This is a genomic window from uncultured Rhodococcus sp. (assembly GCF_963525155.1).
GTDB classification, from domain to species: Bacteria; Actinomycetota; Actinomycetes; order Mycobacteriales; family Mycobacteriaceae; genus Rhodococcus_F; species Rhodococcus_F qingshengii.
This window is the reverse complement of record NZ_CAURKP010000035.1, coordinates 1-12946: the sequence shown is the minus strand read 5'-3', so window position 1 is coordinate 12946 and position 12946 is coordinate 1. Positions and strand designations below refer to the sequence as shown.

The 12946-nt window shown below is 62.0% G+C and carries 9 protein-coding genes; all 9 read left to right on the top strand.

The genetic code is table 11. The features are described from left to right. Nucleotides 1–8: 8 nt before the first annotated feature. Nucleotides 9–1637 carry a 4-hydroxyphenylacetate 3-hydroxylase family protein gene (locus RWT78_RS10410; protein WP_003939685.1) on the top strand — a complete coding sequence of 543 codons (1629 nt, stop codon included), beginning with the start codon at nucleotides 9–11 and terminating at the stop codon, nucleotides 1635–1637. 260 nt (nucleotides 1638–1897) lie between these two features. Then, nucleotides 1898–3295: a benzoate 1,2-dioxygenase large subunit gene (gene benA / locus RWT78_RS10405; protein WP_314675534.1), complete on the top strand. Its 1398-nt coding sequence runs from the start codon at nucleotides 1898–1900 to the stop codon at nucleotides 3293–3295. An 11-nt stretch (nucleotides 3296–3306) separates the two neighbouring features. Further along, nucleotides 3307–3816: a benzoate 1,2-dioxygenase small subunit gene (benB, locus tag RWT78_RS10400; RefSeq protein WP_003939939.1), complete on the top strand. Its 510-nt coding sequence runs from the start codon at nucleotides 3307–3309 to the stop codon at nucleotides 3814–3816. Nucleotides 3817–3847: 31 nt separating this feature from the next. Then, nucleotides 3848–5401 carry a benzoate 1,2-dioxygenase electron transfer component BenC gene (gene benC, locus RWT78_RS10395; protein WP_314675533.1) on the top strand — a complete coding sequence of 518 codons (1554 nt, stop codon included), beginning with the start codon at nucleotides 3848–3850 and terminating at the stop codon, nucleotides 5399–5401. Continuing rightward, complete coding sequence (locus RWT78_RS10390) at nucleotides 5398–6180, top strand: 1,6-dihydroxycyclohexa-2,4-diene-1-carboxylate dehydrogenase (RefSeq protein ID WP_058226668.1); 783 nt, start codon at nucleotides 5398–5400, stop codon at nucleotides 6178–6180. The genes benC and RWT78_RS10390 overlap by 4 nt, the downstream gene beginning before the upstream one ends. Before the next feature lie 44 nt (nucleotides 6181–6224). Continuing rightward, a complete protein-coding gene (locus tag RWT78_RS10385; RefSeq protein ID WP_314675532.1) occupies nucleotides 6225–7610 on the top strand; it encodes an aromatic acid/H+ symport family MFS transporter in 1386 nt (461 codons plus the stop codon). Then, on the top strand, nucleotides 7607–10309 hold the full coding sequence (locus tag RWT78_RS10380) for a LuxR C-terminal-related transcriptional regulator (protein ID WP_314675531.1): 2703 nt from the start codon (nucleotides 7607–7609) through the stop codon (nucleotides 10307–10309). Before RWT78_RS10385 ends, RWT78_RS10380 begins: the two co-directional genes overlap by 4 nt. 4 nt (nucleotides 10310–10313) lie before the next feature. Then, complete coding sequence (locus RWT78_RS10375; RefSeq protein WP_314675530.1) at nucleotides 10314–11558, top strand: benzoate/H(+) symporter BenE family transporter; 1245 nt, start codon at nucleotides 10314–10316, stop codon at nucleotides 11556–11558. A 62-nt stretch (nucleotides 11559–11620) separates the two neighbouring features. Further along, entirely contained in the window at nucleotides 11621–12868 is a 1248-nt protein-coding gene (gene aztD, locus RWT78_RS10370) for a zinc metallochaperone AztD (protein ID WP_050656067.1), read from the top strand. Nucleotides 12869–12946 lie beyond the last annotated feature (78 nt).

The window sequence follows — 12946 nt, the reverse complement described above, 5'->3', positions numbered from 1 at the left end:
GCTTTGCCATGACGACCACCGAAATTCCTCCCACCGGCGTCGATCCCGCAGATTCCGGAGCGCCACAGGTCAATCCGGCCGCCGATTGCGAAGCCAACCGCACGAAGAACTTCGCCACCCGACCGATGACCGGTGACGAGTACATCTCGAGCCTGCAGGACGGTCGCGAGATCTGGCTTCACGGTGATCGCGTCAAGGACGTCACGACACACCCCGCGTTCCGGAATCCGATCCGCATGACCGCGAGGCTGTACGACGCTCTGCATACGGGCGAGCACGTGGACGCCTTGACCGTTCCGACGGACACGGGCAACGGCGGTGTCACCATGCCATTCTTCCGCACTCCGACGTCCTCGGCCGATCTGCTCAAGGAACGCGATGCCATAGCGACGTGGGCTCGTATGACCTACGGCTGGATGGGCCGTTCCCCCGACTACAAGGCGAGTTTCCTGGGCACCCTCCACGCCAACAAGGAGTTGTACGCACCGTTCCAGGACAACGCCGAACGCTGGTACCGCGAATCGCAGGAGAAGGTTCTGTACTGGAACCACGCGATCATCAATCCCCCGGTGGATCGCCAACTTCCACCGGACGAGGTCGGTGACGTCTTCATGAAGGTGGAGAAGGAAACCGACGCAGGTTTGATCGTCAGCGGCGCCAAAGTGGTCGCCACCGGATCGGCGATCACGAACTACAACTTCATCGCTCACTACGGTCTGCCGATCAAGAAGAAGCAGTTCGCCCTGATCTGCACGGTACCGATGGACGCGCCGGGTGTGAAGCTGATCTGCCGCACCTCGTACACCGAACATGCTGCGGTGATGGGCAGTCCGTTCGATTATCCGCTGTCGAGTCGCATGGACGAGAACGACACCATCTTCGTCTTCGACAAGGTGTTGGTTCCGTGGGAAAACGTCTTCATGTACGGCGACGTCGACCGGATCAACGCATTCTTCCCTCAATCGGGCTTCCTGCCGCGCTTCACCTTTCAGGGCTGCACTCGCCTGGCCGTCAAGCTCGACTTCATCGCCGGACTGTTGATGAAGGCACTCGAAGCCACCGGCGCCGGCGGCTTCCGCGGAGTCCAGACCCGTGTCGGTGAGGTGATCGGGTGGCGAAACCTCTTCTGGTCGTTGACCGAATCGATGGCACGCGATCCCGAACAGTGGGTCGGCGATTCGGTGATCCCGAAGCTCGAGTACGGCCTCACCTATCGAATGTTCATGATCCAGGGGTACCCGCGGATCAAGGAGATCATCGAACAGGACGTCGCGTCGGGCTTGATCTACCTGCCTTCGAGTTCACTCGACTTCAAGAGCCCGGACGTGCGTCCGTACCTCGACAAGTACGTTCGCGGTTCCGACGGCATCACCGCCGTCGACCGCGTGAAAGTCATGAAGGCTCTGTGGGATTCGATCGGCACCGAGTTCGGCGGCCGACACGAACTCTACGAGCGCAACTACTCCGGCAATCACGAAAACGTCAAAGCGGAACTGCTGTTCGCAGCCCAGAATCGTGGACACGCAAGTTCCATGAAGGGACTGGCCGAGCAGTGCCTGAGTGAATACGACCTCGACGGCTGGACGGTCCCTGACCTCATCGGCAACGACGACGTCTCGTTCTTCAAGAACCGGTAACCCCCTCGGCAGGTAGGGCGGACTCGCGATGTCGAGTCCGCCCTGGTCGTCGTCTTCAGCAGGCATGGCCCATCAGCAGAATTCGACGAACACTGCACCCTTGGTCAGGACTAGGCAATTGCCTAGTGTGACCCGAGACACACGATGTCAAGGTGAATTCAGTACCGGACGCAGCCCCGTCCGGAAAGCGGGTCCCACCGATTTGGTCCGACAGCCCTCGGCTTTCTCGGTAGGCGCCCACTCTTATCTGGAGGACACCCATGACGGATATGTTGGATGCTGCCCGCGGCACCGACCAGTTCGCGAACATCCGCGCCGTCCTCGACGACGCGCTCGTCGAGGACCCGGAGACCGGCCGCTACCAGGTGCGGCGCAGCGTCTTCACAGACGAGCAACTGTTCGAACTCGAGATGACGCACATCTTCGAGGGCAATTGGATCTACCTCGCGCACGAGAGCCAGATCCCGAACGTCGGCGACTACTTCACCACCTACATGGGCCGTCAGCCCATCGTGATCACCCGCAACAAGGACGGCGAATTGGGTGCGCTGATCAACGCATGCAGCCACCGCGGTGCGATGCTCTGTCGCCGTAAGACCGACAACCGAACCACCTTCACCTGCCCGTTCCACGGCTGGACCTTCAACAACAGCGGAAAACTCCTCAAGGCCAAGGACACTCGCACCGGTGGCTATCCGGAGCAGTTCAACAAAGACGGCTCACACGACCTGACCAGGGTGGCGCGGTTCGAGAACTATCGCGGCTTCCTCTTCGGCAGCCTCAACCCCGACGTGCTGCCACTCGAAGAGCACCTCGGTGACACCACGAAGGTCATCGACATGATCGTCGATCAGTCACCTGACGGACTCGAAGTTCTGCGCGGTGCTTCCACCTACACCTACGACGGCAACTGGAAGCTGCAGACCGAGAACGGTGCCGACGGCTACCACGTGTCTTCGACGCACTGGAACTACGCCGCTACCACCGCTCGCCGCACCGCCGGTGAATCGTCCAACGAGACCAAAGCCATGGACGCGGGCACCTGGGGGAAGCAGGGCGGTGGATACTTCTCCTACGACTACGGCCACCTCCTGCTCTGGATGTGGTGGGGCAATCCCGAGGACCGACCCCTGTTCGAACGCAAAGCAGAACTGGAGGCTCAGTTCGGTTCCAAGAAGGCCGAATTCATGGTCGGTGCGTCGAGGAACCTCTGCCTGTACCCGAACGTCTACCTCATGGATCAATTCAGCAGCCAGATCCGGCACTTCCGTCCGATCTCCGTGGACCAGACCGAAGTCACCATCTACTGCATCGCGCCCAAGGGAGAGAGCGCCGAAGCGCGCAGCAACCGCATCCGTCAGTACGAGGACTTCTTCAATGCCAGCGGTATGGCCACCCCGGACGATCTCGAAGAGTTCCGTTCCTGCCAGAAGACCTACCAGGCAGCCGGCGCCCCGTGGAACGACCTCAGCCGTGGCGTCACACACCAGATTCCCGGTCCGAACGACGTCGCGAAGGATCTCGGCATGAATCGCGTGCTCTCGAGCGGAGCCAAGACCGAGGACGAAGGCTTGTATCCCATTCAGCACGGGTACTGGCGCGACGCCATGCTTGCGGCCGTAGATGCCGAGCAAGCCGCTTCCAACCGGACCATCTGAGGACGATCACCATGACTGTCACCACCACCAATGCCGTCGCCCTCGAAACAGTGCAGCAGTTTCTCTACCGTGAGGCTCGCTATCTGGACGATCGCGAGTTCGAGAAGTGGATCGAGTGCTACCACCCCGATTCCGAGTACTGGATGCCCGCATGGGCGGACGACGGCGAGCTGACCACGGACCCGGCCGCAGAGATCTCCCTGATCTACTACCCGAATCGCGGCGGTATCGAGGACCGCGTGTTCCGAATCAGGACTGACCGTTCCAGCGCGACAAGCCTTCCCGAGCCCCGCACCGGTCACAACATCACCAACGTGGAAGTGATCGAAGAACGCGGCTTCGTCGTCGACGTCCGCTTCAATTGGTTCACGCTGTACTTCCGCTACAACACAGTCGACACCTACTTCGGCACCTCGCACTACACGATCGACTTCTCGGGCGAGCAGCCGTTGATCATGAAGAAGAAGGTAGTCCTCAAGAACGACTACATCCATCACGTGGTCGACATCTACCACTTCTGACACGACTTCCCTTCGAATCGAGCTGTTTCCCATGAGCATTCAAGCTGCGCCGACCTTTCAAGTAGCCCTGAGTTTCGAAGACGGCATCACCCGCTTCGTCGAATGCAACACCGACGAGACCGTCGCGGACGCGTCGTACCGCGCACGAATCAACATTCCGCTCGACTGCCGCGACGGAGCATGTGGCACCTGCAAATCACTCTGTGAGTCAGGTACTTTCGATGCCGGCGACTACATCGAGGAGGCCCTGACGGACGACGAGGCCGAGCAGGGATACTGCCTTCCGTGCCAGATGGTGCCGGAATCTGATCTCGTGCTGCAGATTCCCACCACGTCGGCGGTCGCCAAGACCACTGCCGGTTCGTACACGTCCACCATCACCGAGATCATTCGCCATTCGGATTCCACGGTGGGTTTCACCGTCGCAGTCGACAACCGCGCAGATCTGGTCTTCCTCCCCGGTCAGTACGTGAACATCCTCGTTCCCGGAACCGAAGCGACGCGGTCGTACTCGTTCAGCTCCGGCCCTGAGGTCGAGTCGGCGTCGTTCCTGGTCAAGATCACCCCGGGTGGTCTGATGTCCGAGTATCTCAGTCAGCGTGCGCAGGTAGGCGACACTCTCGAATTGACCGGACCGATGGGTAGCTTCTTCCTCCGGTCAGGTCAACGGAGAGCCCTACTGCTTGCCGGCGGAACCGGCTTGGCCCCGCTGCTCTCCATACTGGAGAAGATGCGTACCGAAAGCTCCACTCGGCCCGTCCATCTGGTCTACGGCGTCAGCTCCGACACCGATCTCGTCGAACTCGACACACTGCACGACTACGCGGAGTCTCTACCCCAGTTCACCTTCGACTACTGCGTATCCGATCCCGACAGCACAGCACCGAACAAGGGCTATGTCACCGGCTTGATCGAGCCCGATCACCTCGACGACGGCAACGTGGACGTCTACCTGTGCGGCCCGCCGCCGATGGTCGAAGCCGTACGTCTGCACTTCAAGGACGTATCGATCACACCCACGAACTTCTACTTCGAAAAGTTCAACAATGCGGCAGCACCGGCTGATTCACCGGCAGCCTCGGCCGAAGAATCAGCTGCCGGCACGTACGAGATCGGTGAAGAACATCTGCCGGTCACGGAGTCGGACGCACAGTTCGACGCTCGGATGGCCCTCGAACTCGGAGCAATGGAACTCACGATCGGCCGCCTCACTCCGGCACAGTTGACGGAGTACCGCATTCTGGCGGAGAACTCGGCTGCTTCCATCGACCGCGATCACTTCACGGACGCAGCGGCATTCACCGAGACCAATGCCCTGTTCCACGACTTCCTCTTCCGCTGCACCGGAAACGAAGTGCTCCTGCAGGCATACCACCGTCTCGAGGTCACACAACTGATGAACCGAGTGCTCCGCACCGCCGATTGGGTGGACGAACATGTCGCGGAGGATCACTCACGAATCGTGCGTGCATTCGAGCAGAATGATCGCGCCACGGCCCGTGATCTGATCGTCCAGCACAGCGAACACGCCAAGTCGACGATGCACCGCGCCATCACTGACGCTCGGCAAAGTGTGGCGTCGTGAGCACGAGATTCTTCGCCGGCCGGTTCGACGACCGGGTCGTGGTCGTCACCGGAGCGGCTCAGGGGATCGGGCGCAGCGTTGCCGAAAGAGTTTCCGCAGAAGGTGGTTCCGTCGCGCTTGTGGATCGAGCTGAACTGGTTCACGACATCGCGACACCGCTGGAGCGTTCCCATTCGGTGACCGCGGACCTCGAGACGTTCGAAGGTGCCCAGAATGCAATAGATTCCGCATTGGAGCGCTTCGGACGCATCGACGTCCTGATCAACAACGTCGGTGGGACCATCTGGGCCAAACCCTACGAGCACTACACGCCGCAGCAGATACATGCCGAGGTCACACGATCATTGTTCCCCACGCTCTGGACGTGTCGCGCCGTACTGCCCCATCTGATCGAGCAGGCGAGCGGCACCATCGTCAACGTCTCCTCGGTCGCCACCCGCGGTGTCAACCGTGTTCCTTACGCGGCGGCCAAGGGCGGGGTCAGCGCGATCACCGCTGCACTGGCGATGGAAGTCGCGCAGTACGGAATACGCGTCGTGGCAACCGCTCCCGGCGGAACCGAGGCGCCACCACGCGTCGTGGCACGCGGACCGGGTGCCGAGACCGACGAGGAGAAGGCCTGGTACCAGCAGATCGTCGACCAGACCGTCGACTCGTCGCTACTCAAGCGTTACGGCACCCTGGACGAACAGGCTGCTGCTATCACTTTCCTTGCCTCCGAAGAGGCTTCGTATGTCACCGGAACGGTTCTGCCCGTCGCCGGTGGCGACCTCGGCTGAATCCAGCCTCCCCCGATTCCTGATCTCTCGAACGGAGATTCGCCATGTCCTCGATCGAACGTGGTTCCTGGGCCAGTGCCCGCCATCGCTCGTCAGTGTTGTGGGTGGTCACCATCGCCGCCATTGCCATTCTGTTCGACGGATACGACCTGGTCGTGTACGGCACGATCCTGCCCGTACTCATGGACGACCCCAGCCATATCGGCACCTTGACCGCATCTCAGGCCGGCGCGTTGGGTTCGTATGCACTCGTCGGAGTGATGGTCGGCGCACTGACGTGTGGAGCGATCGGCGATCACTTCGGTCGCCGAAAGATGATGCTGGTCAACATCATCTGGTTCTCGGTCGGAATGGCACTGGCAGCGTTCGCCACCAGCATCACCACCTTCGGTCTGCTGCGGTTCTTCACCGGCATCGGTGTCGGTGGGCTTGTCGCCACCGCCGGAGCCATGATTGCCGAGTTCGCGCCGCCGGGACGCCGCAATCTGTTCAACGCCATCGTCTACAGCGGTGTCCCGGCCGGTGGCGTCATGGCTTCCGTCCTGGCGATCGTTCTCCGTGATTCCATCGGATGGCGCGGACTGTTCCTCATCGGCGCGCTGCCATTGGTGTTCCTGTTCCCACTCGCCTGGTTCAAACTGCCCGAGTCCCCCGCGTGGCTGATTGCTCGCGGACGTGTCGAGGAAGCTCGCGCCATTTCCTCGAAAACCGGAATTCCATTGCCTGTCGGTACAGATCGACCCAACGACGCCGTAGCCGAGAAGGTCGGCTTCCGAGCGTTGGCGAGCAGACAATATGTCTGGGGCACCGCGCTTCTCGGCCTCATGAGCTTCGCCGGCCTCCTCCTGACCTACGGACTGAACACCTGGCTGCCCAAGATCATGGAAAACGCGGGATACAACGCGAAGGGTTCGCTCTCGTTCCTGTTGGTTCTCAACGGCGGTGCCATCATCGGTGGACTTCTCGCCTCCAAGATCGCAGACGTAACCGGTCCGCAGCGGGTTGTCGCAACCACCTTCGGCCTGGCCGCACTCGCCCTGCTCCTGTTCATATTCGGGTTCCCGCTTCCCGTACTCCTCGCCTCCGTTGCCATCGCGGGTGTCGGAACCATCGGTACTCAGGTTCTGATCTACGGATTCGTGTCCAACTACTATTCGACGGCCGCTCGGGCCGCAGGTGTCGCGTGGTGCGCCGGATTCGGACGTCTGGGCGGGATATTCGGGCCACTGATCGGCGGAAGTTTGATCAGCGCCGGAATCAGTTCCGAATCGGCGTTCTACGTCTTCGCCGGAATCGCGGTGCTGGGCGCCATCGTCACCTTCTTCGTGCCGAAGCAAGCACCCGACCTGGGTGCCACTGCACTTCGATCCGATGGAGACCGTGCCGAAAAGGAAACCCGTGGTGAGCCCGGCGTTACGGTAGTCGGGTGACACTTCGTGACCTGTTGCTCGGCCGAGAACGCGAGCTCGCCGTTCTCGGCCGAGCCTTGGCCGCGGCAGAGACAGGAGTGCCGACTCTCGTGCTGGTCGAGGGCGATGCCGGTAGCGGTAAGTCCACTCTCGTCGACCGGTTCGCCGAAATCTCTTCCGCTCATACGCTCCGCCGCGCTCGTGGGCTGGAGTGGGAATCGAACACTGCCTTCGGAGTGATCGAACAACTACTCGAACGTCCGGTTTCCAACTCGGACCCGGTCGCCGTTGCACACGAGATCGTCGACGCAGCGGAGCAACTGACCCTGATCGTCGTCGACGATGCCCATCACAGCGATGTCAGCTCGCTTCAGGCAATCACCTCCGCCCTCCATCGAGGCCGAACGGCACCACTGCTCTTCGTCCTCGTCGCCGAGGAAACGCCGTTCCTGCGCGAGGATGTCAGGCAGATTCTCGACCTGCACTGGTCGACGCGTTTGCACATCAGCCCGATCGACGCACCCGTCATCATCGACATCGCGCGCATGCGAAGCGGAATCGATCTCAGCTCCGGCGTCGCGCTCGCCCTTCAGGACTTCACCGCGGGCAACACACTCGACATCGTCTCGCTTCTCGACGAGCTGCCACCTACCTATTGGACCCAGTGGCACCGAACTTTGCCCGTCCCTCGCCATCGTGCAGTATCGATCGCCGCCGCCCTCGCTACGTGTTCGGCGGGAGCACGAACGTTGATCGAAGCCGCAGCAGTTGTCGGGCGCAGCACGACGTTGTCGCATCTTGCTCAGCTGGCCGAAATCGACGACGTGGTCGGCGCCTTGGACAGCGCCTTTGCCAGCGGCCTCCTTTCTGTCCACGAGCAGCACGGCAGCACCGAGGTGTCACTGAGCAGCACGATGGTCACGGCCGCAGTGCGCGGGGCGTTGGGACCCGCGCACTTGCATCTGCTGCACACACGCGCAGCCGAGATCGCTTGGGGAGAAGGTGAACGGCTTTTCCACCTTGCCGCTGCCAGCACCACCCATGACGAGGACCTCGCCGCCGAACTCGTTGCGTACGCATCACTACGAGCATCCGACGGCGCGTGGTCGGAAGTCGCCGACGCCATGGTCACGGCAAGCCGTCTCACCACGGCCCGAACCGAACACGAGGACCGACTGCTCCGCGGAGTCGACGCGCTGACCGGATCGGGTGACATCCCCCGCGCCATGGTCTTCGTGCCGGAGATCGAGAGTATTTCGCGCGGGCCTCTCCGCGACGCCGTCCTCGGCTACCTCGCCATCCATAGAGGGCGACCGACCGAGGCCGCCGATCTTCTGACCAGAGCGTGGGACAGCTGCAGCGTGGATCGTGAGCCAGGCATCGCTGCGATGATCGCCCAACGAATGGTCCTGCATTCTCTGGCTCGGCTCGATGGCACGGCGCTCGTCGAGTGGGTTGACCGCGCAGTCGAATTGGTGGGCCCTTATGATCCCGCAGCAGTGGAGTCCGAAGCGATCAAGGGTCTCGGGCTCGGCGCTACCGGAAGAACCGAGAATGCGCTCGCGGCATACGCCGAACTCTCCGATCGTGTCCGCCCCGGAGCCCAAGCACAGCGCTTCCAGATGGGACGCGGATGGCTCGAGCTTGCGTTGGACCACCCGGAGTCCGCCAGACGCGACCTCGAAAGTGCGGTGTCCACAGAGTTTTCCAGTGGTTCGGCAAGAATCTCACTGTGGGCACAGGCCTGGCTCGCCCGCACTCAATTCGCTCTCGGCGCCTGGGACGAAGCGCTCTCGACCGTCGAGGGCGCCGGTGCCGAGGTGGATCGGTTCGAGATCGAGATCATCCGGCCGTTGGTCCACTGGTCGGGAGCACAGATTCACGCTCTGCGCGGCAACTGGGAACTGGCCCGTGACCATGTGCGACGTGCGTACGCCGGCATTCACGCCTACGAAATCATGTATGTTCCTGCACTTCTCGCCAGGGCCCAGGTTGCCGAGGCCGCCGCCGACTACGCCGAAGTTCTGGTGGCGCTGGCTCCGCTCACCTCGAGCAAGGCGCAACAATGGCTCGACGAGCCGGGCTTCTGGCCGTGGGTCGATCTCTACGCCAATGCATTGGTCATGGTCGGGCGAGCTGATGATGCCGACGCCTTTCTGCAACCACACGAGCAGACCGCACGACGTCGGGAGCACCGCTCAGCTGCGGCACGTCTCGGCTACGTTCGCGGCCGGATCCACGGCGCACGGGGCGAACTCGACTCGGCAAGAGAAAGTTTCGATGCTGCACTACTCGGCATCGAGACGCTGCCGCTCCCCTACGACCGAGCCCGAATCAATTTTGCCTACGGCCAAACTCTCCGCCGGGCGGGGAAACGCGCAGAGGCCGACGTCGTCCTCCGCGCCGCCCGCGAGCTGTATCACTCGTTGGGCGCCGCTACTTACGTCGAGCGCTGCGAGCGCGAACTCCGCGCGGGCGGGTTGAACCTCTCGCGGACGGAGAAGGGAATCACCGACCTGACCCCGCAAGAACGAGCCGTCGCCGACCTTGTTGCAGCGGGCAAGTCCAACAAGGAAGCTGCCGGCGAATTGTTCCTCTCCGTCAAGACCATTCAATATCACCTCACGCGCGCGTATGCGAAACTCGGACTGCGATCACGGAGCGAACTCGCGGCTTTGTTCCGCGACCGAGGGCTTTCGGATCCGCATCAGGAGAACTGAGAACATGCCGGACACTGCGACGACCGCGCCCGTTCGCGTCGTCACCGAGCCACTCCCCCAACCGCTCTACGGCCCGAAGCGGGTCTTGCGCGACTTCGGCGGAACGTCCATTGCCAACGGAATCATCGGCATCGTCTTCTCGGCCACCGGGCCGGTGGCGGTCATTCTCGCTGCGGGGTTGGCGGGTGGACTGAGTCAAGCTCAATTGGCCTCTTGGCTTTTCGGTGCCTTCTTCGTCAACGGCATTCTCACCATCACGGCTTCCTGGCTGTACCGGCAGCCGCTGGCCTTCTTCTGGACGATTCCCGGAACCGTTGTCGTCGGAGCGTCGTTGGAGCATCTGCCGTGGGAGCAAGTGCTCGGAGCGTTCTTCGCGACCGGCGCCCTGATCTTGATGTTGGGATTGACAGGGTGGGTCACACCGATCATGGCCGCATTACCCTTGCCCATCGTAATGGCAATGGTGGCAGGCGTTTTCCTTCATTTCGGAACGGATTTGATCGAAGCGCCCGCCCACGACGCGGTGATCGCCCTGCCGATGATCGCCACCTTTGTCGCTCTGAGCGTGTTCACCAAGCTGGGAAGATTCGTTCCGCCCGTTCTCGGCGCGTTGATCGTCGGCGTGGTCGTGATACTCGCGGCCGGAAGATTCAACTCCGCCGGCGACGCGCACGAGTGGCTGGCGCATCCGATGCTGACCACGCCAACCTGGTCTTGGCAGGCGATGATCGAACTGGTTGTACCGCTGGCGATCACAGTCGTCGTCGTGCAGAACGGCCAAGGAATCGCAGTCCTCCGCGCAGCGGGTCATCAACCGCCGATCGGGGCAGCAACGGTTGCCTGCGGTGTGTTCTCTCTCGTGAACGCGGCGGTGGGTTGTGTCTCGACGTGCCTTACCGGGCCGACGAACGCATTGCTCACGGCGTCGGGAGAGCGGACACGCCAATACACCGCCGGAATCTTCTGCGGCTTACTCGCCGTCGTCTTCGGACTGTTCGCCCCGACTTTCGTCGCGATGATGTTGGGAACTCCGACGGCATTCATCGTCACTCTGGGTGGTCTGGCCATGCTCAAGGCCTTACAGGGAGCCTTCGTGACCGCATTCGGCGGGAAATTCACCTTCGGCGCTTTGATCGCGTTCCTCGTGACGATCTCCGACATCGAACTACTCAATATCGGAGCCGCTTTCTGGGGACTCGTCTTCGGGGTCATCGCCTCGCGCATGCTCGAACGAGCCGACTACACCTGACATGCGAATATTCGCATACTCGACTTTGACAATCATTTACATTAAGCAGTAGATCTATACCCATGCACCTCAACACCCGCATGTCGCGGCGCCTCACCCTTGCCACATCAGTGGGCCTCTCACTCGCCCTCGTTACGGGTTGCTCGTCCGACAACAAGGACTCCGCCCAGTCCGAAACCACGACCACGACGTCGGCCGCACCAACCGAACAGGCCTCGGCAACACCACGTCTCGCCGTGTCGTACGACGGCGGCGTCCTGGTGCTGGATGCAACTTCCCTCGACGTGGTCGGCGAGACCGAGATCGACGGCTTCACCCGACTCAACCCGGCCGGCGACGGTCGCCACGTCATGATCTCTGCCGGCGAAGCATTCAAGGTGCTCGACACCGGCACGTGGTCTTCGGCTCACGGTGATCATTCTCATTACTACACAGCCGATCCCGCGATGTCCGAGGTCGAGTTCGCAGCCAACGAGCCCGGACACGTCGTACGCCATGCCGGAAAGACGGTCCTCTTCAACGACGGCTCGGGACTGGTCGAGATCTTCGACCCGGTTCAGTTGGCAAAACGTCAGCCCCGCGTCGAGACGTACACCACCCCGGAACCCCATCACGGCGTCGCGGTCGCACTTGCCGACGGCAGTCTGTTGACGACAATCGGAAATTCGGAGTCCCGCAACGGCATAGCTGTCCTCGATGCCGACCGCAAGGAAATCCTGCGCAACGAACAGTGCCCCGGTGTCCACGGCGAAGCAGTCGCTGCCGGCGAAGCCATCGTGCTGGGCTGCCAGGACGGGTTGCTCGTGTACAAGAACGGAGCGATCACCAAGGTCCAGAGTCCGGATGCATACGGCCGCATCGGAAATCAGGCAGGCTCGGAGGAGTCGGACATCGTGCTGGGTGATTACAAGACTGACAAGGACGCCGAACTCGAACGTCCGCAACGGGTCTCGCTGACCAACACGACGACGTCCGAACTCAAGCTCGTCGACCTCGGCACCAGCTACACCTTCCGCTCACTCGGCCGCGGACCGCACGGAGAGGCACTGGTACTCGGCACCGACGGCGCCATCCACGTCATCGACCCGAACACCGGCGTCGTCACCAAGAAGATCGCCGTTATCGACGCATGGACCGAGCCCACCAAGTGGCAAGAGCCCAGGCCCGCGCTCTTCGTAGAAGATCACACCGCATACGTCACCGACCCCGCGTCGAAGAAGCTGATCGCAGTCGACCTCGAGGACGGCAGCATCCTGACCGAGACCACCCTCGATCACGCCCCGAACGAATTGACCGGCGTAACCGGCTGATTCCCACCCTCGCTTCGGCCCCCCTCTCACACCGAGATGGGGGCCGGAGCCGTTCTCGCGACTCTTACAAGGCAATCT